Source organism: Enterococcus sp. AAFC-DPL-6103 (genome assembly GCF_058216595.1).
On the sequence record NZ_CM177102.1, the window covers coordinates 1,936,027 to 1,962,111 of the forward strand.

Genomic DNA, 26,085 nt, shown 5'->3' on the forward strand with positions numbered 1-26,085 from the left:
CAATCGAGTACTATTGTAACATATGGAAGAAGTTCTAGCTCAAGCACTGACCCTAGCTGAACAAGGAACAAGTACTTCAAAGAACTCTCGCTGTTTTTATATAGCTACGCATTTTTTCGATTTTTTACTTTAAAAAGCTCACAAATAAATTTGTTGCTAAACGCATCCATCATACCAAGCTGAACCAATCTTTTAAGAAAGATTTTCTATCTGCAACAAAAAAGAACCCTGACTCTCGTCAAGGTTCTGCTGCTCATTGATTTTCTAGTTAGCTCCACACGTCATCTTTTGAAAAGAAACCGATTGGTTGTTTCGTCAGATTTTTTAATTGTAGTTTTTTCTCGTTGATCATCTCAGTCAAATTATCACTAAAGTTTTCTAAAATGACACGACCACCTTTATACGCATATCCACCTACTTTCATTGTTTCATCAGGTGAAAGAATTACTTTTCGATGGGCAATTGTTTTGAACAATTCATCTAAAATATAGTTAGGTAAATAAAAATTATTTTGTGTCGCATATGATTGCAAATAAGCAAAATCGTCAATCGTGATGTAGCAGTCATCAAATGCGTCAAAGCTGACATACTCTTCCATTAGAGTGGAACGTTTTTGCAAAATCTCATTGATTTTCTTATTCAATTGATTCAACGTTTCAATTTCTTTGACCTTTAGTTCTAATTCACGTCGACGTGTTTCTTTATTTTCTAAATGGCGCATCTGGATCGCCATGCCAAGATAGACAACCACTGCACCCAAAAGAACGCCGATAAAACCTATGATTCCCACTTCCAAATCTATTGCTCCTCCTTGTTTCTGTTCTCTTTTTATCATAACATAAAGAAGTCTTTCTTCGACCAATTTGTCGAAGTTTTTTCATTTGACCTTTGTTGACCAAAAAGGTATACTTCTTCTTAGGTATTTAAGAACACTTTGTGTTACACTAACTTTGAAAGAATTTTAAGGAGGAAATTTAGAATGAATTTAATTCCTACAGTTATCGAACAATCATCTCGTGGTGAAAGAGCCTACGATATTTATTCTCGTCTATTAAAAGACCGTATCATCATGTTGAGTGGACAAGTAACAGATGATCTTGCAAATTCGATCATTGCACAATTGCTTTTCCTTGATGCTCAAGACTCTGAAAAAGATATTTATCTTTATATCAACTCTCCAGGTGGATCTGTGACAGCAGGTATGGCCATTTATGACACAATGAACTTTGTCAAAGCAGATGTCCAAACAATCGTTATGGGGATGGCTGCTTCAATGGGTAGCTTCTTACTAACCGCTGGTACAAAAGGCAAACGTTTTGCTTTGCCAAATGCAGAAATCATGATTCACCAACCACTTGGTGGCGCACAAGGTCAAGCAACTGAAATTGAAATTGCTGCACGCCACATTTTACAAACTCGTGAACGCTTAAACAAAATCTTAGCTGAACGTACAGGTCAACCACTTGAAGTCATCGAAAAAGATACTGATCGTGACAATTATATGACTGCTCAGCAAGCAAAAGATTATGGCTTGATCGACGAAGTAATGGAAAACAACTCTGCTTTGAAGTAAACGGCTAACAGACCAGCACAATTTAACTTTGATCAGTGATAGAATTTCTTATAATTGAAAAGACACAAAAAGAACCAGCCTTATCGTTAATAAGGCTGGTTCTTTTTTAGATAAATTTTTTCCTAAACACTTGATCTGAAGTGATATTTCTCTTGCTCCGTATTTTTCGGGCTACTTTTCTTTATATAAGAGCGTTTCGGTGACATTCGTTATTAACAGTCTGGCAAGAAAATGATTCACTCACACATTGCATGCTCACTCAAAAAGCTGCCATGGCATTTGCTACGATCGTTTTCGCCATTTCTTCACTTTGAACAGACGCATTTAATGTTCGCAAGCCATAATAACTCGTTAGAAACATCGTTGTTAATTCTGTTGCAGTTTTAGCTGTGTTTAATTCCTTCTCATCTATACTACGTTGAATTTCCATCTGGATTTTTTGCCCTAGTACATCCACATGTTTTTTGGTCCAGTGAACAACGGCTTCATCCGTTTTTCCCCGTTCTATAGCTGCATTGATCAGGTAGCATCCTTGTCTTTGATCGCCAAAATCCACCGCTACTGCCCAATTCAATAAATTTTCTAACCGTTGCTTGAGCGCGATTGGCTGCGACAAGAGCGCAATTTGTTCTTCCAACCAAAGTTCATGGTAATATTTCAGCGTTTCAACATATAGTGCATGTTTAGTTTCAAACGCGTTGTAAAAACTACCTTTGCCGACTCCGATCTTCCGACATAAATGATCAGTGGAACATGCCTCATACCCACGTGCCCAAAATTCATTCATCGCCTTTTCAATTAATTCTTCTTTGCTACATTTTCTTGGTCTTCCTGTCATAAAAAGAGTCACCTACCATTTCTGATCAAAATTTATTTTTTAGCCATGCCTTGTTGATTTAGGAAAGGTTTCGTTTCCGTTCTTGGTAATCTTTTTAGACTACTTAAGACACTTTCAGCCCAAGAATGTTTCTTAGCGCCACCTGTTCGATGGGCATAATAATTTTTTGTTTGTTCTTCATATTCATCCACTACTCGGTCTGTCTCATTATTGTATTTATTGACATGATAAATACCTGTAATCGGCATTCTAGGCTTCAAGTCATTTCGTACTTTAGGATAACCGATAACTAATCCAAAGATTGGGAAAACATATTCTGGTAATTCCAGCATTTCAGAAATTTCTACGATGGCGTCACGGATTCCCCCAATGTAACATACGCCCATCCCCATTGATTCTGCTGCTATTGTCATGTTTTGGGCAGCTAAGCTCGCATCTACCGTCCCTACTAAAGTAGCATCTATTCCTTCGAGTGTCAGTTGAATATCAACATTCCTTTTTTTAGCTAATTTATTTAGTCTTTGCATATCTGCGCAAAAGATAAAAAAGTGACTGCCTTCAGCAATAAATGGTTGGTTGCCCGCTAATCGAGCAATTTTTCTTTTGAGCTCTTCCTCTTCGATTCCGATAATCGAATATGCTTGCAAAAAACTGGATGAGGAAGCTGCTTGAGCAGAAAGAATCAATTCTTTCACTTGCGTCTCTGACATTTTTTTATCTGAAAATTGTCGAACAGAAACATGCTTTTGTAATAAATCAATGGTTTCATTCATACTAATTCGTTCCTTTCATTCCGTACTATTTTTTTAGTTTATCATTTTTGTACCAATCAGTCAAAAATCATTTTTTCAAAAGTTAGTAAATAAATTTGGGAACTCTAAATCGATACGCCGTTTTCTTTTTGCTATCCAGGCTATTCTTATGGCTTTATTCATTACAAAAAACAGTCAGAACTAAGTCCTGACTGTTTTGTTTTAACTTACTCATGATGCTTTTTTGTTTTGGGCTTCAATAACTTTCTTTTGCTCTAAATCAGCTTTTATTTGCGGATAAATTGTATCTAAATGATAAAATAGCATGGTTACTATCGAACAAATAATCAAGAATATTGGGACATAAAGATACATTGCTTGGATGGCAAAAATTGTTCGTTCAGTTTGCACAGCTGCTCCGGGCTGATACATTCCCCAAGCTAACAATCCACTTGCTAGTCCACCAGAAATTGCCTGTGCTACTTTTCCTAAAAAGCCATTGATTGCTGAAAGAGAACCAGAGACATTGATCCCTGTCTTCCATTCCCCAAAATCAACTGAATCTGCTTGCATAGAAAAATAAATACTTTCTTTCACACCATAACCAATTGCTGAAATAAAAGCCCCTACTAGAATGCCTGGTATACGACTAGCTGCAAACATGATCACGATTAAACCAACTAACTGGATACCCGAAGACAAAAGATACAAGTTTCGTTTGCCAAATAATTTAGCAAGCAGCGGGACGAAAAAGTTTGCAAACATTGGGACAATCGACATAATCGTTGCTACCGTAACTGACAGTGATTTGCTGCCGACGACAACAGAAAAATAATAAACTAACGCACTTGATTGAATAAAGAAACTAGTCCACATAAAAAGAATATTGACGGCAAAGACCAACCAAGGTTTATTTTGTTTTAACGAAGTCAAAACTGTCTTAAGTGAGGGATTTTTCACCCCATGGACTGGTAATTCTCGAACATTGAAGAACGTAAAAAAGAATAAAAGACAACTAATAATTCCGAAGATCCCCATGACAATTTTGAAGCCAATTTGTTCATTTCCATGTCCAAAAAAGGCCACCAAAGCGAATGCGCAAGAGCTGACGATCGTTGCACCAAGAAAGGCAAAAAATTTTCGTGAAGTTGATAACGCTGTTCTTTCTTCTGTATCACTTGTTAAACTAGGTAAAATTGAAGCCATTGGTACGTTGACCAAAGTGTATGCTAGCGATAACCCAAAGTAGGTGATATACGCATACACTAATTTCCCTGAGGCAGAAAAATCAGGGACACTGAAACATAAAAAAGCAAAGAGCGCAAAAGGAATCGCTCCGAAAAGAAAATAAGGCCGTGATTTTCCCCAACGCGTATTGGTATGATCGATCAAATAGCCCACCAATAAATCGGTGATCCCGTCTACAAAGCGCGTAACAACAAACATCAAACTGATTGCTGCGGCATTTAAATGCATGACATCTGTATAAAAGTACAGAAGATAAAGTGAAATCATTTGCCAAATAAGGTTACAGGCTAAATCAGAAACACCGTAGCCAATCCGTTGTCGCCAAATGTTGAATTGGTTTCTTTTCAATTGATTCATTTGTGTCGTTTCCATAATAAAACTCCTTTAAAATGATCTACCAGCAATTACAACCGCTTTCACCACATGATTAATCTATGGATCATCCTGTAGAAATATACAGAATGATCCATGATTTTTAGCAAGACTAATTTTCCACTAGATATTTTCCAATCAAATACGCCGGTGTGCAACTCCACGCGTGACAATAGCTATTTAATATTGGGCTGCCGTAAGGAGAAAAGTCTAAATCTTCTGGTTTAAAGGCTTCCCAAAAAGTATCCGCACCTAAGTCCATCATTTTTCCCCAATAGTCTTTCATCAATTGAATCGCTTCTTCGCGGCAATTCGCCAGAAATAATGCTTCCACCACATGATGGTACATATAAGGCGTAGCAATTCCTCTTATCGGAAAATGATTTTTCACCGTTGTCTGCATAATTGCTTGATTTGTTGGCGTGTCGAATACTTCAGCCAACACCATCCACACTTGACTTGCAATGTTTACTTCGTTTGTCCTTTCAATAATGAATTGCTTTTGCTTTGGGTCAAATAAATGTTGTGTTGAGAATTGGATCATTTTTTCCAAAACTTCTTCGTAATGTGGCTTTTCTCTTTCATTTGAACGTTCAGCTAATTTCAAGAATCGTTTCAATACGTAGATCATGATTGCTTGTCCAGCAGTTGCTTTATCGAAATCATTCGACCAGTCAACAAAGACAGGACAGTCTTCCGTTAATACTAAACGACCAGCATCGTCAACTTGTGTCAGTGCCAAATCAACAGCATTTTTGGCCACGAAATAAAGATCTTCTAAAACGCTCTTATCATTCGTGTGTTCAACATAATCATATAGTGAAGCAATAAAGAAAAGACTGTAATCAAATAAAAACGTATCATCTGGTGTCAAACGAGGTTCCGTAAAGACATTTGCGGGAATCTTTCCTTCCACTGTTCGCATGCCACCAAAAAGATACAAGCAACGTTTTACTAACGACAAATCATCAAACGTATAGTAGTTAGCTAACGCTTGTAAGCGCAAATCCCCTAACCATAATCTTCGATCTCGTTTAGGACCATCTTCAAAAACTGTCTGCATACAGTCAAAAAGGGTCTTAACTGAAATATTGTACATTTCCTTTAATGTATCATCTTCAATTGTTCTTGCTGGCAATTGTTCCATTGATACCGAACTTTTTGCAAGAAATCGCGGATGACGAAAACTTGCCTGCCATTTTGGTGACGTGTCGATTACAGTTAATTCGACATAACGACAGCTATAACGTCGTGGTAATTTTAGAGTAGCAGGCAATACATCAAGATGGACGAACTCTTCTTGAATCCATGAGCGTGATAACCAACCATCATAGTCTTCTGAATTGGCATACAATTCAGAAGGTACTTCCGCAAATTTCAAACGCAAATACAAAGGTGCATCCATCGGCGAACCAACTGAGTCGATATCAATACGAAATTGTCCGACATAATGATCGCCTAAATCCAAGATGATCGACTCCTCTCTTCCCAATGTGTACTTTTCTAATGCTAAGATATCTTTTTGACTTTCTAGTAGTGAAAAGTCATTTGAACGCTGGTTTGCAGGAATTTTTTCAACGATCCTAACCGGCTTAATTTCTGTCTCCATTAATTCTGGGATATTTTCTTCTGCTTTTGTCAAAAGTTTTTGATCGTATTCCCAAACGACATCGTTGTTTATTTGAAAAGTAAAAGCCATGTTCATTCTCCTCACTTATTTTTTATCAAACAGTAACATTTGTATCTTGAAGAGTAGTTTCGTGATTTTCTGATGTTCCATATTTTTTTTGCAATCGCATCATAATAATCCCAGCAATTGTCGCCAATAAGACGATTCCAGCAAAACCAATCATTGAAGACTGAATCCGTTCTGGCATCACTAGGTAAGGTGTAACGAAGGCGAAAAGCCCACAACATAAACGGGAGAAGCCGTTAATGAATCCTTGCAAAGAAGCTCTGGTTTCTGCCGGAAACGATTCTTGTGTCCATACCTTGTAGATTGCTTCGCCTGCTAAAGGATTTCCAAAATTATAAAAGGCGATCGTAATAGCCAAAGCGATGAAGCCCGCACCACCACCAAGCAAAGCCATACCGACCATTGCTGCAAATTGAACGAAGGCACCAACAAAGAAAGCTTTGTTACGATATTTTCCACCAGCAATTGAAGTGAAAACAATCGTTGTTGCTAAAGAAACAACGTTCAAGACAATTCCTAGACCAGTAGCTTGTGTTTGACTCGCACCAGCATTTGTTAACGCATATGTTTGAAATTGTCCCCACGTATTGGCTAATAAATTCCAACAGATATAAAAAGTAAGAATAGTGAAAAAGAAGCCGAGATATTTGCGTTTGTTTTCACCAAAAAGAACCGTTTTGAATGAGACTTCTTGTCCTTCTTGTGTGATGGCTTTATTGACTGCTTGTCGAGCATTTCCTTCTTCATGGAAACGTTTGAATTTAGCTGAAAATGTACGCCATAGCCATGTGATAATTGCAAAACCAAACAAAATAGCAAACACGATCCGTGCACCCAATACACCCTCGATGCCAGAAAGCAAGAAAGAACAAATATAAGAAATAAATACACCAATTTGCCAAAAAATCTGAGTAGAAGAAACTAATTGCGCAGACGTTGTTTCATCAGGCGCATCATGTGAGACAACCGTCAAACTAATTGGTAAATCGGCACCAGATGACAGGCCCATGACAATCACACCAGCTAACAACATCAAAAAATTCGTCGAAAACAAGCAGATGGCTGCACCAATCGCATAAAAAAGATTAAGCCAGTTAAAGGAACGAATTAATCCAAATCCTTTTGTAATATTTCCGGCAAACATTGAGCCAAAAGCAATCGCAAACGTTAATCCTCCAGAAAGAATCCCTACTTGACCAGTTGTTAGTTCTAATCCTTTTTGCCAAACTGGAATCGTTGCGGACAATCCAACGATACAGCCGGATCCAAGCATGGATCCAATTCCTGCAGCCGTAGCTAAAGGAGAATATTCTTTGACGACTGAATTACTTTTTTTATTCAACACAAACACTCCATTTCTTTTTTTAGCTGATCAGCTTACGAGGTAATTGTAAGCGCATCACGGCTTTTCAACCATGGTCTAATTCCAGATATTTTTAGCCAAACTACAGAAAAGACTTTCCTGCAAAAGCAGGAAAGTCTTTTCACTTCTTCAACTGATTTCGTATTTGTTTTGGTGTTTTATCTGTGAATCTAGCAAATAATTTATAAAGAGAAGGCAACGAATGAAAACCAACCTCATAAGCGATTTCTTCCATACTTTGATCTGTTTCTTTCATCAGTTCTAATGCCGTTTGATACTTAGCAGAATTGATCAACTCCTGAAATGTACGTCCAGTGTCTTTTTTTAATTTATTGCCCATATAATTTGCATTGTAACCAAATTTATTTGCTAACTCTTTCAAGCTGAGGTACCTAAAATTGGTTTCAATATATCGCATGATCTGAATGATTTCTTCATCCTTTTGCTGGTAATGATCTAAACGTTCTTCTTCAATCACACGAGTTAACTCGATCAACAAAAGGGAAAGCAACAGATTAGCTTCTCGCATATAGTATCTTTTCTTTTGCACATATTCGCCAATTAATTTGTGGAGAATGTTTTGAACTTCTTCATTTTTTCCACAATGAAAATGGATGAAAGCATCATGTTTCCCTGCTTTATTTGAAGCATTCATCAAAAACTCGTTCACCAATCCTGTTGATTTGACCATATTAATGATGATATCGGTAGTAATTGACTCATCTTTTAATAAAATATTGATCAATAAATCGTGTGTGGTTAAAGGGTCGATTCGTTGCACGATCTCTTTATCTAACAAAATAATTTCGCCTTCATTCAACACTACTTTTTTTTCATTCACATACTGGGTACAGCTACCAGAAAGCATGTAATTAAATTCGACAAATTCATGTGTATGATTCGGCATAGCAGAATAACGATGATGCTTATTGATAAAAATATTCCCTTCTTTAAAAAAATTAGTGCTCGGCATTTTAGGAATGTCCACCTTTTCAAACGGAAGATTTTGATCGTTCACATTATAGCCTTTTGTGCGCTGAATAATTTCAATTTCATTTTCTTGCAGAAACAATTCTTTCAATGCTTCATCTTTCATTTGAGTTCCTCCTGCTAAATTAAAGTAATGATTAGATGTGGTAAAGAAATTTTTCATTAGTAGAATAACATAACAAATAGTTTTCGCCCATCACACTTTCTCAGCGGTTTTATCTAGCGCAGATTCTTTATCGGTACCTTGACATACGCAAAAAAAAACAGCACTACGGTATTCGTGATGAATTCCTTGCGCTAGTTTTTTCTTTAGGCTTTGCTTCATGGATTATACCATTATGCTTTGATTGAAATGTTTCCTGCTAAATAGTCTTTGCCTAACTCAATATAGTGCTGAATATTTGCCTGATTTTTTTGGATTTCTTCCTCCGTTAACGGACGGATCACTTTGGCTGGTCGCCCAAATGCCAACACATTTGGCGGGATCACTTTGCCTTCCGTTACCAAAGATCCTGCGCCAATCAGACTATTTTCGCCGATCTGCGCATGATTCAAAATCGTTGAGCCCATCCCAATCAGTGCACCTTTTTCAATTTTACATCCGTGAAGCAAGCATTGATGACCGACCGTTACATTTTCTGCAATCTCTGTTGGTGCATCGTGATCTACATGGATAATCGTTCCATCTTGAATATTGCTTCCTTTTCCTATCTTGATCCAATTACTATCTCCTCGCAAAACAGCTTGGTACCAAATCGTAACATCTTTGGCTAAAGTAACATCACCAACTACTGTTGCATTTGGCGCAATAAATATTTTCTCCATTTGCCTCCCACTTTCACTCATTCTTTGTTCAAAGTATAGCAATACTTTTCTGTGAATACTAGAAAAGAATCAATGAAAAAAGGTTGCAACAAAAGTCTACAGACTTCCTGTTACAACCTTACACTTGAGTTGAATCCTATAGTTGTTCTAAGACAACTTCATAAGCTTCAACTTGTGCGAGTAAACGCTCGATTTGCACTTCGTTTTCGATAAAATTGATTGAATTACCTAATTCTTCTTGTCGGCGTGTTGTTAAACGGTCGATTTCTTTTTTAGCTTCAGCGATTTGTTTATTTAGAAATTGTTCCATGTTTTCCATCTCCGTTTCTTCTTGATACTTTAACTGTATCACCAAGTTTTTGGAAAAACAAAAATTTCGCATTGAAGAATAATTTCCCGATTAACCAGTTAACTGTTACTCGACTTCTTCAGCAAATTGGCTGTTGTAAAGTTTCTCATAAAAACCACCTTGTGCAAGTAAACTTTCATGCGTTCCTTTTTCAATAATCGATCCTTGATCCATTACTAAAATCAAATCTGCCTCACGAATCGTCGATAATCGGTGCGCGATCACAAAACTTGTGCGCCCTTCCATGACACGATCCATTGCCTTTTGAATCAGAGCTTCAAGACGTGTATCAACTGAACTTGTTGCCTCATCCAAAATCAAAATTTTAGGATCAGAAATCACTGCGCGGGCAATCGTTAATAACTGCTTTTGACCAAGAGAAACATTGTCACCTTCAGCATTGATTTCCATGTCGTATCCGTCTGGCATCGTGCGAATAAAGTGATCGACGTTCGCTGTCTTTGCCGCGTCGACGACTTCATAATCAGTGGCATCTAACTTTCCAAAACGAATGTTGTCTGCAATAGTTCCTTCGTACAACCAAGCATCTTGTAATACCATGCCAAATAGCGAACGAACATCGCTTCGACTTAAGGATTTGGTGTCAATGCCATCAATTTTGATTGCACCACTATTGACATCATAAAAACGCATCAATAAATTGATCAAAGTCGTTTTCCCTGCACCAGTTGGCCCAACTACAGCCACCATTTGTCCTGCTTGGACTTCAAAATTCAAGTCTTGGATCAACGGTTTACTTGGATCGTAAGCAAAGTCAACATGTTCAAACGTGACCGCACCTTCAACAATTTCAGGTAAAGTCGCATCGACTTCATTCAATGGTTCTTCTGGCTCATCAAGAATTTCAAATACTCGTTTTGTTGCTGCAGAAGCACTCTGTAGCACAGAAGAAAGTTGTGTGATATTTCCCATCGGCTGACTGATTTGCCAAATGTATTGAATAAACGCTTGAAGTTGCCCTACAACGATCACACCAGTGATAACATAAAAACTTCCCATGACAGCCATGCCAATATACGTTGCATAAGCAGTCAATTGAACTAATGGCATCATTAAACCAGAAATAAATGCCGCTTTAAAACCAAAGTACTTTAATTGATGGTTAACAGCTTTAAAACCGTCTAGCGTTTGTTGTTCACGTCCATAAACTTTTAAAACAGTAAATCCTGTCATATTTTCTTGGACATATCCATTCAAATCACCAAGTGAATTTTGCATATTTTGGAAATCTTTTTGCGATACATTCACAATTTTTTTAGAAATCCAAATAGAAGCTGGAATCATGATCATCGAGATGAGTGCCATGATTGGTTGAATGTAAAACATCATTACTGCAGCCATTGCAATTGCAAGTATGGCATTAACAATGCCAATAAACGCTTGTTGTAATGCGCCACTCACAGCATCCACATCATTTGTTACCCGAGATAAAATATTTCCTTGTTGATTTTTATCAAAATAAGATACTGGCAAACGATTGATCTTTTCTTCAATATCACGACGCAAATCTTGCATTGCACTTTGCACCACATTCGTCATCAGCACCCCTGACAACAATTGTGAAACACAGTAACCGATTCCGACAATCGTGATCCAAATCAAGCATTGGATAATATAAGAAAAGTTGATTGGTTCATTATTTGCTAAATTTCGACTGATTTCCGTTGTTGGCAACCCTGTCACGTAAGGAAGGGCTGCATTGAAAGCAACCGTTAAGACAGTAAATAAAAGGACCAAAATAAAAGTTGTTTTATACGGATTAATATAATGTGCCAGTCTTTTTAAAGAAGAAAATGTCTGTTTCATGCTAATTCCTCCTTCGATAGTTGAGAGGCGGCAATATCGTAATAGATTGGGCAAGTTTCCAGTAATTCACGGTGCGTACCCATTCCCACAACTTCCCCTTCGTTCAGCACAACGATTTTGTCTGCGTGCATAATCGTTCCAACACGTTGTGCCACAATCAAAACAGTTGATTCCGTTGTTTCTTTCTTCAAACGAGCACGAAGTTTTGCATCTGTTTGGTAATCCAAAGCAGAGAAACTATCGTCAAAAATATAAATTTCTGGTCGGCGGATAATTGCGCGGGCAATGGCTAACCGTTGCTTTTGACCACCAGAAAAGTTTGAACCCCCTTCTGAAAGATGTTCATTAAATCCATCTGGTTTACGAGAAATAAAGTCAGTCGCTTGTGCAATATCTGCTGCTGCTTTCATTTCTTCATCTGTCGCATCTTCTTTTCCGTAACGAAGATTTTCTGCAATAGTTCCAGTAAATAGTAATGCTTTTTGCGGAATAAAACCGATTTTGTCACGTAAAGCACTTAAACGATAGTCGCGTACATCTACACCATCAATCAAAATTTCCCCTTCACTCACGTCATAAAAACGCGGGATCAATTGGATCAAAGTTGACTTACCACTCCCCGTACTTCCGATAAATGCAACCGTCTCACCGGGTGATGCGGTAAAACTTACATTGCGAATGACTGGTTCTTGTGCATGACCAGGATAAGCAAATGTTACATCCTTAAACTCAACAAATCCTTTTGTTTTTGTTTCTGAAACCCCGTCAGGATTTTCTGAGATCTCAGGCTGTGCATCTAAGGCTTCTTGGATACGTGAAGCTGAAACAGCTGCTCTTGGATACATCATAAAGACACTTGCAAAAAGCATAAATGAGAAGAGTGCATGAAAAATATATTCGATAAATGCAATCAAGTCCCCGACTTTTAATGCTCCGGCATCAATTTGTAGTGTCCCACTCCAAATAATCAAAACCATGACAATATTAAATAAGAAATAAAAACCTGGTTGCGCGACTGCCATCAAACGAAATAAACTTTTTGAGCTTGAAGCATAATTTTCATTAACTTCGCCAAAGCGTTTTTCTTCAAATTTTTCATTCACAAAAGCGCGAATGACACGCAGGCCAGATAAATTTTCTCTTAATATGCTGTTGATTTTATCTAAGTTTTTTTGTTGCTTTTTGGATAATGGTTCAGAAACTTTTGCAATTGCTATCACAGCAAGTAGTAAGAAAGGGAGCGCACCAACTACATAAAGCCCTAATCTTGCACTTGTCCGAACAACCATATATAAACTAACTGCAAACATCATCGGTGTCATAAAACCAATTCGTAAAATGTTTTGTAAAAACAGCATGATTTGATACGCATCATTCGTTGTACGCGTAATCAAAGAAGAAACACCTAAATTTTCATACTCTTGATGCGAATAACTTTGAATTTTTTCAAATAAGTCATCGCGAATATCCGCAACGATATTTGTCGTGATTCTTGAGCCAAAATAGCCTAAAAGAATATTTAAAATAATTCCGATGACGGTAATCACGATCATGACGATTCCTTGTTGTTTAACGTAATCAAAATCATCTTGTAATATCCCAAAGTCGATCATTCGTGCCAAAATTGTTGGTAAACCTAATTCAATGAGGATAAATCCAAATACACAAATAAAATTGAAAAGTAAAAATTTCTTATACCTCATTGTGTAGTGCCACATTAACTTCACTTTCTCATCTCCCTTTTAAAAATTTCATTTTTTTGCCATTAAAACCCATGATAGCACACTAAAATCCTTATTAGAACACTTCTCGTTCAAAAAAATATTGGAAATAAATCCCCAACATTTTTTTAAGACTCTGTTGTTGATTTCTATACTTATTCCCCAATTTGTGCTAGAATAACAAGTAATTATTGTATAATTTTTTATACAAAGGTACGGTTGAAAAAAATTCCGAACAGAACAAGCAAAGCGAGGCTTGTCTCTTTGATCCAAATAATTAATTTGAGTCAAAGCATATCAAAATTCAGGTGGCTTGCCCACTCGTTTTGTGTTGTCTAAAAAATCAACTAGCTAAATTCCTGCATATGCAGATAAAGGAGACAAAATAAATGATTTACAAAGTTTACTATCAAGAATCAAAAATCCGTAACCCAAAACGGGAAGAAACACAAGTTCTTTACATTGATGCGAAAGATGATGTCGAAGCACGACAACGCGTCGAAGAAAATACCCCATACAATATTGAGTTCGTTCAACTTCTAGAAGGAAATCACCTAGAATACGAAAAAGAGAACGTTCAATTTACTTTAGTGGAGTTTTAAGATGAAACTTTCCATCAAAAATAATGAGACAGGCGTCTTTGCAATTGGTGGATTAGGTGAAATCGGGAAAAACACGTATGGGGTACAATTTCAAGATGAAATCATCCTTATTGATGCTGGAATTAAATTCCCAGAAGATGATTTACTTGGAATTGACTATGTGATTCCTGACTACAGCTACATCGTTCAAAACATACACAAAGTAAAGGCCCTTGTGATCACTCACGGACATGAAGATCATATCGGTGGTATTCCTTATCTTTTGAAGCAAGTAAATATTCCTATTTACGCTGGGCCCCTTGCATTAGCTTTGATCACAAATAAATTGGATGAACATGGCTTGCTTCGTGATGCTGAGCTTCACGAAATCAATGAAGATACGGTTATCCGTTTTAGAAAAACATCCGTTAGCTTTTTCCGTACAACCCATAGTATTCCAGATGCTTTAGGTGTTGTGGTTAAAACACCATCAGGAAATATCGTTGCAACAGGTGACTTCAAATTTGATTTTACCCCCGTTGGCGAACCAGCTAACTTGCACAAGATGGCACGTATTGGTGAAGAAGGCGTTCTATGTTTACTATCTGATAGTACAAATGCTGAAATACCAACTTTTACGAAGTCAGAAAAAACGATTGGCATGTCAATTTTAAAAATCTTTGAGAAAATTGAAGGACGTATTATTTTTGCCAGCTTTGCTTCAAATATCTTTCGTTTACAACAAGCCGCAGATGCCGCAGTTGCAACTGGACGAAAAATTGCGGTCTTTGGTCGTAGTATGGAAAATGCAATCGTTAATGGCCAACGTCTAGGCTACATCAACGTTCCTGAGGGTACATTTGTCGATGCGCATGAGATCAATCGTTTACCTGCAAACGAAACAATGATTTTATGTACTGGTTCTCAAGGTGAACCAATGGCTGCTCTTAGTCGTATCGCGAATGGAACTCACCGTCAGATTCAAATCCAACCAGATGATACCGTGATTTTTTCAAGCTCACCAATTCCAGGAAATACAACAAGTGTCAATCACTTGATCAATTTACTGTCCGAAGCTGGTGCTGAAGTTATTCACGGAAAAATCAACAACATCCACACTTCTGGTCATGGTGGCCAAGAAGAACAAAAATTGATGTTGCGTTTAATCAAGCCAAAATATTTCATTCCCGTTCATGGTGAATTTCGAATGTTAAAAATCCATGCTTCCTTAGCACAAGATGTAGGTGTTCCTGCTGAAAACTGTTTTATTATGGAAAATGGTGATGTCTTAGCATTGACTGCAGACTCTGCTCGACCAGCTGGACACTTTATTTCTGGCGATGTCTATATTGACGGTAGCGGAATCGGTGATATCGGTAATGTTGTCTTGCGTGATCGCCACACCTTATCTCAAGAAGGACTTGTATTAGCTGTTGCTACAGTTGATATCAAGAAAAAAGAAATTTTGGCTGGTCCAGATATCTTATCACGTGGCTTCGTTTATATGCGGGAATCTGGTGAGATGATCAACGAAGCACAACGAATTTTATTCCACGCCTTAAGAGAATGCTTGAACGCACCTGATTGCTCAGAGCATAAACTAAAAGAAGCAATGACTAGTGCATTACAACCTTTCTTGTTTGATCGTACAGAAAGACATCCAATGATTTTACCGATGATTATGACTCCTGATGTGGATGAATAATCTTTGGACTATTCCCACAAAATAAATAAGAACAAAACACCGCTGTTGCTGCATTTGATAATGAGGTAACACGGTGTTTTTTTGTTTTCAAAATGACTCAACTATCAGAAAGATCAGAAATTAGTTTGTGACTTTCAAATTGTTTAGCTATTTCTGAATATATCTATTTATAATTATTCTTTTGTTTCATTAGGAGTTTTTCTCTTAATAAAAGACGCTCTTGTCTTCCGTAGTGATTCCCTATTAAGTATAGATAAAAAAGACAGTAACCACATCAAGTGCAGTTACTGCCTTTTGGATATTGAGTAAATTAAGCTTTCTCAACGTTTGTAGCTTGAGGTCCGCGATCTGAATCTTCTACATCAAAAGTGACAGCTTGACCTTCTTCTAATGTTTTGAATCCGTCGCCTTGGATTGCTGAGAAGTGAACAAATACGTCGCTTCCGTCTTCACGTGAAATGAAGCCAAATCCTTTTTCAGCATTAAACCATTTAACTGTTCCATGTTCCATTATATAATAGCCTCCTCGTGCATAAGAGCACTTATTATTTTGTAACATTGCTCGTGTACGATAGAGGTGAACAAATGTCTAACTTCTATTCCCAAACAAAATTACACTATAATTGTACACTTGCTCTGTTTTTTTTGCAAGAATGTCACTTACTCTTCTTCAAGTAAGCCTTCTTCTCTCAAACTCAAATATTGTTTCGTACCAATAATCAAATGATCTAATACTTCGATCCCCATCAACTCTCCGCACTCTCTCATTCGTTTAGTAAAATGTAAATCTTGCTTAGATGGGATAACATTGCCAGATGGGTGATTATGCGCCAAGATAATTTTTGCTGCCGAAACTCTTACGGCAAAATGAAAAATTTCTCGTGGATGAGCAATTGACTGATTCAAAGAACCAATAAACAACGTTTTCTTCAAAATAATTTGATTCTGGGTATCCAAGTAAATACAGACTAAATGTTCTTGTTGAAAATCACGCATTTCCATAATCAACTGTTGCGCAAGTTCATAACTTGAGCGTACGAGTGTACTTGCTGGACGGGCCTCTGCTTGGATTCGTTGACCCAACTCGATCAATGCACAAATTTCTAATGCTTTCACTCGACCGATTCCTCGAATCTCCCGCAACTCAGTTAAAGAAGCTTGACGTAAAGCAGTTAAATTAGCAAACTTCTTCAAAACCTCACCTGCAATATCCATTACATTATAAGGATGTTGTCCTGTGCGCAACAAAATCGCTAGTAATTCTTGATCCGATAATGCCTCTACACCGTAAGACTCCATTCGTTCTCTTGGAAGTGATGTTGTTGGTACTTCTTTCATCAACCGTTTCCCCATAAAAAAACCTCCTATTCCGTTCACTATAAGCTACGAAAAAAGAGGCATTTTCTATTAAATAAATGTTGGAATTTCATGTAACGAAGAGACTACAGCAACTGTTTTGTCTGCAAGTTCAGCAGATGGCTCCAGTAAATCAGGTACCATAATGACAGGTATTTCTGCTGCTTCTGCTGCTAAAATCCCATTTTGTGAATCTTCTAAAATCAACGTATTTTCTTTAGCGGTTCCTAACTTTTGTTGTGCTAATAAAAAGATTTCTGGATCTGGCTTTGCGCGTTTCACATTTTCAGCAGAAACGATCGTATCAAAGCGAGTCAATAAATTATTTTTTTCTAACAAGAGTTCGATCACTTTTCGCTGATTGCTAGAAGCAACTACTTTAGGAATTTCCTGTTCATCCAAGAAATCCAGTAGCTCCATTACACCCGGTTTTAGTTGAACGTTGCCTGAGGCAAAACGAGTGAGTGTTTCTTGGAAAGACTCGTCAATAAATCGCTGAACTGTTTCTCGTCCATACTCAGCAAAAATCTCATGATAATTTGCCCAGACTTCTTCATCTGAAACACCCAAAAACCGTAAATAAAACTCTTTATCATACGGGAACCCCATTTGATCGGCTACCATTTGAGTTGCCTCATAATAAACCATTTCTGTATCAAACAACAAGCCATCCATGTCAAAAATCACTGCATTAACCTTCATCATTTCCTCCTAATTCAACTAATAGTTTACGAACTTCTGAAATAAAGTAAAGAGAACCTGTTACTAACAATACATCTTCGTCTGTCATTTTTTCTAAAATTTCAGCTAATCCAAATTGCCAAAGTGAAACGATCGATACTTTTTGATTGGCTAAATCTGCTACTTGATCTAATTCGATTGCTTTCGGATACTCAAATGTAGTGAGATAAATATGGGCGTTAGGGATTTCCTGTAATTGCTGTAACATACTATTTACATTTTTCGTAGTCAATGCCGAAAACAAAATGTTGATTCGATAGCCAGAAAACTCTTTTTTCATATTTTGAACTAATCGTTTCATTGCATGCGTATTATGTGCGCCATCTAAAATAACTAATGGTTCTTTGCTTAATCGTTCCATTCTGCCAGGCCAGTACGCTTGTTTCAATCCATTTTTGACTTCTTTTTCGCGAAATGGTAACTTTTCCATTTGGCAATAAAGAGCATACAATTCAATAGCAACACCTGCGTTTTCTACTTGATGCTGCCCCAACATACTTGTGCTTAGACCGACCATTTTCCCAGTTTCATTATAAAAGTCAAAAATCTCACCCCAATTTTTAGCTGGATGTTGATAAGACACTTGATAGTCTTCATCAAATAAATAATGTTTTGCATTTTTATTTTTGGCTATCTTATTAATTACTTCCAGTGCATTTGATTCGATTTTTCCTGTTACAACAGGCACACCTTGCTTAATGATTCCTGCTTTTTGTGCTGCAATTTCTTCTAGTGTTTTGCCAAGAATCTCGGTGTGATCCAGTCCAATCGTCGTGATTGCTGTCAATATTGGCTCAACAACATTGGTTGAATCCAGTAAGCCGCCCAAGCCGACTTCAATAATTGCAATATCCACTTGTTTTTCTAAAAAATAATCAAATGCCATTGCCGTCAAAGTCTCAAATTCCGTAATGCCAGCAACTACTTCAAATTTATCAAGATGTTCAACCAAGGGCTGATATTTTTCCACTAATTGGATCAATTCTTCATCAGGAATTTCTTTGCCATTGATCGAAATTCGTTCATTAAATGTTTCAATATAAGGCGAGGTAAAGGTTCCTACTGTTAATCCCGCTTCTTCTAACAAACAACGCAAGTACGTTACAGTTGAACCCTTGCCATTGGTCCCAGCAATATGAATTGTTTTGATTTTTTTTTCTGGGTGATCAACGACTTCCAATAATGCGTTTACGCGATCTAAACCTGGACGTGAGCCAAAAGGTAATCGACTATGGATCCAAGCAATTGCTTCTTCAATTGTCATCAACAATGCCCCCATTTCTCTTTCATTATAGCAAAAAGAAAGAATGAAAGAAGAGTTCCACTTAAAGAAAACTGAAAAATCATTCAAAATCATTTTCTTCCTTCTATTATAGGAGCTTCTGATAAAAAGTTAAAAAATTTCTTGGTTATCCTTCAAAAAAAGAAGACCAAAAATTTCTGGTCTTCTCTCTTCTTGAATCTTCATTTTTAACATCATTCTTTTTCACCGTTTAGCCAATCGTACGCAAACTTTCAATACGATCCTTCACAGCTGCTTGTTTTTCTAAATAATCTTTTTCTTTGGCACGTTCTGCCTCAACAACATCATCTGGTGCATTAGATACAAAACGTTCATTGCTAAGTTTTCCTTGAACTCGTTTTACCTCACCTGTCCATTTAGCTAATTCTTTTTCAAGACGTTTGATTTCTTCTTCAATATTGATCAATCCAGCCAATGGTAAGAAAATTTCAGCCCCTGTTAAGACGGCCGACATTGCTAAATCTGGTGCAGTAATCTCACTGGAAATAACTAATTCTTCCGGATTACAGAAACGTTCAATATAATTGGTATTTTCAACCAAGAATTGATCAATTTTTGGATCAGTCGTCTTAATCAATAAAGTGATTGGTTTTGATAACGGTGTATTCACTTCTGAACGAATATTACGTACTGCACGAATCAACTCTTTTAGGACTTCCATTCCTTTTGAAGCTGTTTCATCATCAAATTCTGGACGAACAACAGGATATTCCGCCACAACTAATGAAGTCCCTTCATGTGGGATATGTTGCCAAATTTCTTCCGTTACAAATGGCATGATTGGATGTAACAGACGTAAAATTTGATCTAGTGTGTGGATTAAGATACTACGAGTCGTTTGTTTTGAATCCACATCATCGCCGTAAAGAACTTCTTTACTCATTTCAATATACCAATCACAAAAATCATCCCAAATGAAGTTATACAATTGGCGACCTGCTTCACCAAACTCAAAGTGGTCAAATAAATCTGTTACTTTAGCAACTGTTTCATTTAGACGTGTCAAGATCCACCGATCAGCAACTGATTTTTCACCAGTTAGATCAATGTCTTTAACTGTCATGCCTTCCACATTCATGATAACAAAACGTGAAGCATTCCAAATTTTATTGATAAAGTTCCAAGCTGCGTCCATTTTTTCATAACTGAAACGCATATCTTGTCCTGGTGCAGAACCATTTGATAAGAACCAGCGAAGTGCGTCAGCACCATATTTTTCAATTACTTCCATTGGATCAATTCCGTTACCCAACGATTTACTCATCTTACGACCATCTTCTGCACGGATCAATCCATGAATCAAGACGTTATCAAATGGTCGTTCCCCAGTGAATTCGAGACTTTGGAAAATCATTCGACTAACCCAGAAGAAAATAATATCGTAGCCAGTCACCAATGTGCTTGTTGGAAAATAACGTTTATAATCTTCGCTGTCTGTATCCGGCCAGCCCATTGTTGAAAACGGCCATAATGCAGAACTGAACCATGTATCTAAAACATCTGGATCTTGCACCCAGTTTTCGCTATCTGCAGGAGCTTCCATTCCAACATACATTTCGCCAGTTTCTTTATGATACCAAGCAGGAATTTGATGTCCCCACCATAATTGACGAGAGATAACCCAGTCGTGCACATTGTCCATCCAACGCAAGAAAGTTTGGTCAAAACGTGGTGGGAAAAATTCCACCGCGTTATCTGTTTCTTGATTTTCTATTGCTTTTTGAGCAAGTGGTTGCATTTTAACAAACCATTGGGTGGATAAGCGAGGTTCCACAACAACTCCTGTACGTTCAGAATGACCGACACTATGCGTCATAGTATCGATTTTGATTAAACGACCGATTTCTTTTAAGTCATCGACAACTGCTTTTCTTGCTTCAAAACGGTCCATACCAGCATATTTTCCAGCTAATTCATTCATTGTTCCGTCTTCATTCATTACATTGACGCGAGGTAAGTCATGACGATTACCAACCTCGAAGTCATTTGGGTCATGTGCTGGCGTAATTTTAACAACACCTGTTCCAAATTCCATATCAACATACGTATCTGCAACAACTGGAATTTCTTTGTTGACTAATGGTAAGATAACTTTTTTGCCAATCAAATCTTGATAACGTTCGTCATCTGGGTGAACAGCCACTGCGGTATCCCCAAGCATTGTTTCTGGACGTGTCGTTGCAATCTCAACGATGCCAGAACCATCTGCTAGTTCATAGCTCATATGGTAAAATGCACCTTCGATGTCCTTGTGGATTACTTCAATATCGGATAATGCTGTTCGAGCTTGTGGATCCCAGTTGATGATGTACTCACCACGATAAATCAGATTTTTTTCATATAAAGTCACAAAAACTTTACGGACAGCTTCTGATAACCCATCATCTAAAGTAAAACGTTCACGGCTATAGTCTAAAGACAAGCCCATTGTTGCCCATTGTTCACGAATATGGCTAGCATATTCTTCTTTCCAATCCCAAACTTGGTCGATAAATTTTTCACGACCTAAATCATAACGAGAAATTCCTTGTTCACGAAGTTTTTCTTCTACTTTTGCTTGAGTGGCAATACCTGCGTGGTCCATTCCTGGTAACCATAATGTATCGAAACCTTGCATTCTCTTTTGGCGAATCAACATATCTTGTAATGTTGTGTCCCAAGCATGACCTAAATGTAATTTACCAGTTACATTTGGTGGTGGGATAACAATTGAGTAGGGTTTCGCTTTCTTGTCGCCACTTGGTTTGAATAAATCTTGATCCAACCAGTTTTGATAGCGGCCAGCTTCAACTTCTTGCGGATTATATTTTGTTGATAAATTTTTTTCTTCCGTCATCCTGTTTCCTCCTTTAAAATAAAAAAAGTCCTAAAATACTTTCGTATTTTAGGACGTATAATTTACGCGGTACCACCTAATTTGTACTAGCAAGTTTTGCTACTACCTCTCAAGTGAGTTAACGATCACGACTCGTTTATCCCTACTCCTTCATTGACTAACACAATGAGCTTCAAGACAAAGACTTCCAAGCTACCTTCACCAGCTATTATTAAGAACGTTTCAGCTACTCGCTCTCTCTCTAAAAATAAATCACTAGTTACTCCTCTTGTTCAACGTCATGATTCATTCTACATTCCTTTTTTTTATGTGTCAACTACACTTTATTTTTAGTCAACGTTTAAGAGAAAACAGTCGAATAATTTTCGTCAAAATAAATCAGTGTTTGCAGTTCTGTCGTTAAATCAATGTACTGAACATTGACATGCTCCGGCACAATCACTCGGTCAGGTGCAAAGTTTAAGATAGCTGTAACTTCACTTTTGACAATTTCATCAACAGCTGACTGTGAATACTTGCTAGGTACGGTAGAGATCGCTACGCTGACTTGCATTTCTTTTGAGATTTCAGCAAAACGTTCAATTGGATAGATCGTCAAGCCATCTATTTCTCTGCCAATCAGTTCAGGATCATTATCAAACACACAAACAATATTTAAATTATCATTTCGGCGAAAATTGTTATGTCGTAAAGCTTTACCTAAATTTCCATAACCCACTAACGCGATTCTTTTTTCTTCCCGGGTATTTAAAATACTATTAAAAACTTCGATCAGGAAAGGAACATCATACCCATAACCACTTCTTCCCAACTCACCAAGATGTGAAAAATCTCTTCGAATCGTTGCAGGCGGTACTTGCGTAATCTCACTAAATTCTTTTGATTTGATGCGAACGATTCCTGAATCATCCAACATCTTTAAGTAACGTAAGTATAACGGTAAACGTTTTGCTGTTGCTTTTGGTAACGTTTCAGATTTTTTCAACTCTCGCATGTTCAAAGCTCCTTGTTCATATTTTCACATATTTAGTGTATCATGTTTGAAACGTTGGAACAAGCATTCATGTCAATGAAAAAAGCAAAGAACAATAAAAATTATCCTTTGCTTTTCTAGCTAATTCAATTAATTATTTGGTACTTTGGCATTTCTCAAACAGCTTCTTCGGCAATAAGTTCTCTTTTCATAAAACTATGAGAAGCCTATTTTTAGAAAAGCATTCTTATTGCTTGAAGCTAACCGCTTAGAGCCACAACCTTGTCTACAGTGTTCTCAAAACAACTCCTCCATATAGCTTTCAGTCATCTCAAAATATGAAAAGTTATTTTGAATACCCACCCGCTATTTTATCAGAGCTGAACACTTCTTTCACAACCTTTTACAACAAATCAGCAAATTCCTCTTCTTGTTCCTGAATAGCATCTACACGAATTGCTTCGATTTTCAGCCCTACCAACGCACGCTCAATCATTTCATCAATCGCTAAGCGTTCTTCATACTGATGAACTTTATCCAAGTTTGGTCGCGTTTTTGGCTGTGGTGGTGCAAATATAGTACAGCAGTCTTCAAATGGTTGAATAGATAACTCAAATGTATCGATTTTTTCAGCAACTTCAATAATTTCTAGTTTGTCCATTGTTGCCACAGGACGAATAATCGGTGTATTCGTCACTTCATTGATTGCAACCATACTTTGCAATGTTTGAGAAGCCACTTGGCCTAATGATTCACCATTTAAAATAACCAATCCATGACGAATACGACGAATTTCATCTGTTAATCGTAACATCATCCGGCGGGTAATTGTCATCCAGTATCCTTGTGGGACTGATTTTTTAATTTCTTCTTGTATTTCTGTAAATGGTACTTCAATAAACTGAATCGTTCCCACATATGGTGCTAACTTGGCAGTTAAATCTTTGGCTTTTTGTAATGCTTGCTCGCTTGTATAAGGCGGACTAGCAAAATGGACAGCTTCAATTTCAACACCACGTTTCATCGCATAATAGCCTGCAACAGGTGAATCAATCCCACCAGATAACATCAACATCCCTTTTCCACTCGTGCCAACAGGTAAGCCACCCGCACCTTTGATTGTCTCATAAGAAAGGTAGGCACCATCGCGACGAATTTCCACACGTAATGGAATATCTGGCTTTTTCATTTGAACGTTGATTTCTGGAAAAATATCAAATACAGCATTCCCCAGTGTTTGGTTCAATTCATTACTAGTTAATTCAAAATCATGATCACTACGTTTGGCAATAATTTTAAATGTTTGCTCCCCCGTATAAACTTCTTTCATGATTGCTTGAACACTATCTTTTAAGACTTGAACATCTTTTTCTACACGAATACTTGGTGAAAAATTTTGAATACCAAAAATTTTTGCCAATTTTGGTATAACCAAATGCCCATCTGCACCATTTAACAATAAATGCATACGATCACGGTCTGCATGAATTTTGATTTCTGGGAACTCTTTTAACGCTTGACGTACATTTTGTGCTAATTGCATAATAAACGTTTTGCGATTTTTTCCTTTCGTCGATAGCTCGCCGTAGCGAACCATAATTTCACTATATTTCACCGAAACACTCCTTCATTTAATTAATAGCTGAGAACTTTTGATACAGTTGTTTAAAAATAATCATAAACTGTTCTACTTCAGCCATTGAATTACTTTCATCTAAACTAATCCGAACAGCAGATGTCGCTAAGTCATGAGGCACATGCATCGCATGTAACGTACTGCTAGCCATGTGTTTACGAGAAGAACAAGCACTCGTTGTTGAAATAAAGATTTGTTTTTCTTCCAACGCATGTACGAGCACTTCACCACGAATTCCTTTTAATGAAAAACATAAAATATGCGGTGCATAATTTTCTCCTTCAGAAAAAATCGTCACCTTATCGTATGTTTTCAACGCGCCGATCAATGCCGTTTTAAGATTTTTTGTATGCTCAGGTTTTCTTGCTTTTGTATCTAAAGAAAGGCGTAATGCTTTTGCCATTGCGACAATTGCAGGAACATTCTCCGTTCCACTTCGTTGATTGTTTTCTTGCCCTCCACCAGTTAGTAAAGGTGCTAAACGACGACCTTTTTTCCAGTAGATGAAACCAATTCCACGAGGTCCATGAAATTTATGCGCAGAAAATGTTGCAAAATCAACACGTTCGGTCAGCCATTGGTCAGTTGGAACCTTTCCAATTGCTTGCACGGCATCAACATGAAAATGGATTTTTGGATAGTCTGCTAAAAATTCACTGATTTCTTGAATTGGTTGAATAGAACCAACTTCATTATTAACACCCATAATTGAAATCAAAATGGTTTCTTTGCGAACTAATTTCTTCAGCTCTTCTACAATCACGAAACCATTTTTATCCACAGGTGCAATACTGACTTCCATCCCTAGTTCTTTTAGTTGTTCGGCGGTTTCGCTCACTGCAGGATGTTCGATTCCAGAAATAATCAAATGATTACCGTATTCACGTTTCTCAATCACTGTACCTTTCAAGATCCAATTATCGCCTTCTGTCCCACCAGAGGTAAAATAAATTTCTTCTGCAGTTGCGCCAATAAGCTCAGCAATCTGCTTTCTTGCCTGTTGTAATAAACGATTGGCTTGGTTGCCCAAGTCATGTAAACTTGATGGATTCCCAATAATCCGCTGACTTGTCTTTACATAGGCATCTAAACTTTGCGGAAAAATTGGGGTTGTCGCGCTATTGTCAAAATATATCATAAGAAACCCCTCTTTTTTGAAATTCTTTTCTATTATAACGGTTGTCCTATATGCTTTCAACAATTCTTTTTTGTAAGTTGATGTGGCTCTAAACGGTTAGCTTCAAGCAATAAAAATGCTTTTCTAAAAATAGCTGCTCATATTTTTATAAAAAGAGAACTTATTGCCGAAAAAGCTGCTTAGGGAACACCGTAGACAAGGTTGTGACCCTAAGCGGTCAACTCCGAAAAATAATGAAAAAATCGACTAAATGTAGTTGTTT

General features: G+C 37.3%; 22 protein-coding genes and 1 other annotated feature. Of the genes, 3 read left to right on the forward strand and 19 right to left on the reverse strand.

From position 1 onward, the window contains the following. Window positions 1-268: 268 nt before the first annotated feature. Entirely contained in the window at window positions 269-796 is a 528-nt protein-coding gene (locus AC4BC3_RS09220; RefSeq protein WP_206899630.1) for a hypothetical protein, read from the reverse strand. A gap of 183 nt (window positions 797-979) precedes the next feature. Here AC4BC3_RS09220 and clpP point away from each other — a divergent pair, with 183 nt between their 5' ends. Beyond that, window positions 980-1,573 carry an ATP-dependent Clp endopeptidase proteolytic subunit ClpP gene (gene clpP / locus AC4BC3_RS09225; protein WP_067480270.1) on the forward strand — a complete coding sequence of 198 codons (594 nt, stop codon included), beginning with the start codon at window positions 980-982 and terminating at the stop codon, window positions 1,571-1,573. A 259-nt stretch (window positions 1,574-1,832) separates the two neighbouring features. Here the strand turns inward: clpP and AC4BC3_RS09230 are convergent, their stop codons facing one another. From AC4BC3_RS09230 to efrA, 10 genes are all read right to left on the reverse strand, one after another. Next, entirely contained in the window at window positions 1,833-2,411 is a 579-nt protein-coding gene (locus tag AC4BC3_RS09230; RefSeq protein ID WP_490466342.1) for a TetR/AcrR family transcriptional regulator, read from the reverse strand. 32 nt (window positions 2,412-2,443) lie between these two features. Continuing rightward, window positions 2,444-3,184 carry an oxygen-insensitive NADPH nitroreductase gene (gene nfsA / locus AC4BC3_RS09235; protein ID WP_490466343.1) on the reverse strand — a complete coding sequence of 247 codons (741 nt, stop codon included), beginning with the start codon at window positions 3,182-3,184 and terminating at the stop codon, window positions 2,444-2,446. Window positions 3,185-3,394: 210 nt separating this feature from the next. After that, complete coding sequence (locus AC4BC3_RS09240; protein WP_490466344.1) at window positions 3,395-4,783, reverse strand: MFS transporter; 1,389 nt, start codon at window positions 4,781-4,783, stop codon at window positions 3,395-3,397. Window positions 4,784-4,895: 112 nt separating this feature from the next. Next, the gene (locus tag AC4BC3_RS09245; protein ID WP_206907540.1) at window positions 4,896-6,482 is read right to left on the reverse strand and encodes an alpha-L-rhamnosidase-related protein; all 1,587 of its coding nucleotides are present in this window, start codon (window positions 6,480-6,482) and stop codon (window positions 4,896-4,898) included. A 25-nt stretch (window positions 6,483-6,507) separates the two neighbouring features. Then, window positions 6,508-7,821, reverse strand: coding sequence for an MFS transporter (locus AC4BC3_RS09250; RefSeq protein ID WP_490466345.1), 1,314 nt, complete (start codon window positions 7,819-7,821; stop codon window positions 6,508-6,510). 142 nt (window positions 7,822-7,963) lie between these two features. Next, window positions 7,964-8,938, reverse strand: coding sequence for an AraC family transcriptional regulator (locus AC4BC3_RS09255; protein WP_206907545.1), 975 nt, complete (start codon window positions 8,936-8,938; stop codon window positions 7,964-7,966). Between the two features lie 230 nt (window positions 8,939-9,168). Further along, entirely contained in the window at window positions 9,169-9,657 is a 489-nt protein-coding gene (locus AC4BC3_RS09260; protein ID WP_206907547.1) for a gamma carbonic anhydrase family protein, read from the reverse strand. 136 nt (window positions 9,658-9,793) lie between these two features. Next, complete coding sequence (locus AC4BC3_RS09265) at window positions 9,794-9,967, reverse strand: hypothetical protein (protein WP_430733289.1); 174 nt, start codon at window positions 9,965-9,967, stop codon at window positions 9,794-9,796. Window positions 9,968-10,072: 105 nt separating this feature from the next. Beyond that, on the reverse strand, window positions 10,073-11,833 hold the full coding sequence (efrB, locus tag AC4BC3_RS09270; protein ID WP_490466346.1) for a multidrug efflux ABC transporter subunit EfrB: 1,761 nt from the start codon (window positions 11,831-11,833) through the stop codon (window positions 10,073-10,075). Then, window positions 11,830-13,560, reverse strand: a complete 1,731-nt coding sequence (gene efrA, locus AC4BC3_RS09275; RefSeq protein ID WP_206907551.1) for a multidrug efflux ABC transporter subunit EfrA — start codon at window positions 13,558-13,560, stop codon at window positions 11,830-11,832. Before efrA ends, efrB begins: the two co-directional genes overlap by 4 nt. A 383-nt stretch (window positions 13,561-13,943) precedes the next feature. Here efrA and AC4BC3_RS09280 point away from each other — a divergent pair, with 383 nt between their 5' ends. Both AC4BC3_RS09280 and rnjA read left to right on the forward strand, forming a co-directional pair. Next, complete coding sequence (locus tag AC4BC3_RS09280) at window positions 13,944-14,156, forward strand: DNA-directed RNA polymerase subunit epsilon (RefSeq protein ID WP_067480254.1); 213 nt, start codon at window positions 13,944-13,946, stop codon at window positions 14,154-14,156. 1 nt (window position 14,157) lies between these two features. Next, a complete protein-coding gene (gene rnjA / locus AC4BC3_RS09285) occupies window positions 14,158-15,840 on the forward strand; it encodes a ribonuclease J1 (RefSeq protein WP_206907553.1) in 1,683 nt (560 codons plus the stop codon). Window positions 15,841-16,150: 310 nt separating this feature from the next. Here the strand turns inward: rnjA and AC4BC3_RS09290 are convergent, their stop codons facing one another. From AC4BC3_RS09290 to AC4BC3_RS09325, 8 genes are all read right to left on the reverse strand, one after another. Continuing rightward, on the reverse strand, window positions 16,151-16,351 hold the full coding sequence (locus AC4BC3_RS09290; RefSeq protein ID WP_067480248.1) for a cold-shock protein: 201 nt from the start codon (window positions 16,349-16,351) through the stop codon (window positions 16,151-16,153). A gap of 149 nt (window positions 16,352-16,500) precedes the next feature. Next, the gene (gene radC / locus AC4BC3_RS09295; RefSeq protein WP_206907555.1) at window positions 16,501-17,193 is read right to left on the reverse strand and encodes a RadC family protein; all 693 of its coding nucleotides are present in this window, start codon (window positions 17,191-17,193) and stop codon (window positions 16,501-16,503) included. Between the two features lie 54 nt (window positions 17,194-17,247). Next, complete coding sequence (locus AC4BC3_RS09300) at window positions 17,248-17,898, reverse strand: HAD family hydrolase (protein ID WP_206907557.1); 651 nt, start codon at window positions 17,896-17,898, stop codon at window positions 17,248-17,250. Further along, entirely contained in the window at window positions 17,888-19,201 is a 1,314-nt protein-coding gene (locus AC4BC3_RS09305) for a bifunctional folylpolyglutamate synthase/dihydrofolate synthase (RefSeq protein WP_206907593.1), read from the reverse strand. The genes AC4BC3_RS09300 and AC4BC3_RS09305 overlap by 11 nt, the downstream gene beginning before the upstream one ends. A gap of 229 nt (window positions 19,202-19,430) precedes the next feature. Further along, window positions 19,431-22,076, reverse strand: a complete 2,646-nt coding sequence (locus tag AC4BC3_RS09310) for a valine--tRNA ligase (protein ID WP_206907566.1) — start codon at window positions 22,074-22,076, stop codon at window positions 19,431-19,433. Window positions 22,077-22,122: 46 nt separating this feature from the next. Continuing rightward, window positions 22,123-22,361 (reverse strand) — a binding site (T-box leader). Window positions 22,362-22,416: 55 nt separating this feature from the next. Then, window positions 22,417-23,070, reverse strand: a complete 654-nt coding sequence (locus tag AC4BC3_RS09315) for a redox-sensing transcriptional repressor Rex (protein WP_206899588.1) — start codon at window positions 23,068-23,070, stop codon at window positions 22,417-22,419. Window positions 23,071-23,452: 382 nt separating this feature from the next. Next, window positions 23,453-24,664: a tRNA uracil 4-sulfurtransferase ThiI gene (gene thiI, locus AC4BC3_RS09320; RefSeq protein WP_206907568.1), complete on the reverse strand. Its 1,212-nt coding sequence runs from the start codon at window positions 24,662-24,664 to the stop codon at window positions 23,453-23,455. 16 nt (window positions 24,665-24,680) lie between these two features. Continuing rightward, on the reverse strand, window positions 24,681-25,823 hold the full coding sequence (locus AC4BC3_RS09325) for a cysteine desulfurase family protein (protein ID WP_490466347.1): 1,143 nt from the start codon (window positions 25,821-25,823) through the stop codon (window positions 24,681-24,683). Window positions 25,824-26,085 lie beyond the last annotated feature (262 nt).

Coding starts and splice junctions, on each gene's coding strand:
- clpP (WP_067480270.1), top strand. CDS start 980: ATGAATTTAATTCCTACAGTTATCGAACAATCATCTCGTGGTGAAAGA.
- AC4BC3_RS09230 (WP_490466342.1), bottom strand. CDS start 2,411: ATGACAGGAAGACCAAGAAAATGTAGCAAAGAAGAATTAATTGAAAAG.
- nfsA (WP_490466343.1), bottom strand. CDS start 3,184: ATGAATGAAACCATTGATTTATTACAAAAGCATGTTTCTGTTCGACAA.
- AC4BC3_RS09240 (WP_490466344.1), bottom strand. CDS start 4,783: ATGGAAACGACACAAATGAATCAATTGAAAAGAAACCAATTCAACATT.
- AC4BC3_RS09245 (WP_206907540.1), bottom strand. CDS start 6,482: ATGGCTTTTACTTTTCAAATAAACAACGATGTCGTTTGGGAATACGAT.
- AC4BC3_RS09255 (WP_206907545.1), bottom strand. CDS start 8,938: ATGAAAGATGAAGCATTGAAAGAATTGTTTCTGCAAGAAAATGAAATT.
- AC4BC3_RS09260 (WP_206907547.1), bottom strand. CDS start 9,657: ATGGAGAAAATATTTATTGCGCCAAATGCAACAGTAGTTGGTGATGTT.
- AC4BC3_RS09265 (WP_430733289.1), bottom strand. CDS start 9,967: ATGGAACAATTTCTAAATAAACAAATCGCTGAAGCTAAAAAAGAAATC.
- efrB (WP_490466346.1), bottom strand. CDS start 11,833: ATGAAACAGACATTTTCTTCTTTAAAAAGACTGGCACATTATATTAAT.
- AC4BC3_RS09280 (WP_067480254.1), top strand. CDS start 13,944: ATGATTTACAAAGTTTACTATCAAGAATCAAAAATCCGTAACCCAAAA.
- rnjA (WP_206907553.1), top strand. CDS start 14,158: ATGAAACTTTCCATCAAAAATAATGAGACAGGCGTCTTTGCAATTGGT.
- AC4BC3_RS09290 (WP_067480248.1), bottom strand. CDS start 16,351: ATGGAACATGGAACAGTTAAATGGTTTAATGCTGAAAAAGGATTTGGC.
- radC (WP_206907555.1), bottom strand. CDS start 17,193: ATGGGGAAACGGTTGATGAAAGAAGTACCAACAACATCACTTCCAAGA.
- AC4BC3_RS09300 (WP_206907557.1), bottom strand. CDS start 17,898: ATGAAGGTTAATGCAGTGATTTTTGACATGGATGGCTTGTTGTTTGAT.
- AC4BC3_RS09305 (WP_206907593.1), bottom strand. CDS start 19,201: ATGACAATTGAAGAAGCAATTGCTTGGATCCATAGTCGATTACCTTTT.
- AC4BC3_RS09310 (WP_206907566.1), bottom strand. CDS start 22,076: ATGACGGAAGAAAAAAATTTATCAACAAAATATAATCCGCAAGAAGTT.
- AC4BC3_RS09315 (WP_206899588.1), bottom strand. CDS start 23,070: ATGCGAGAGTTGAAAAAATCTGAAACGTTACCAAAAGCAACAGCAAAA.
- AC4BC3_RS09325 (WP_490466347.1), bottom strand. CDS start 25,823: ATGATATATTTTGACAATAGCGCGACAACCCCAATTTTTCCGCAAAGT.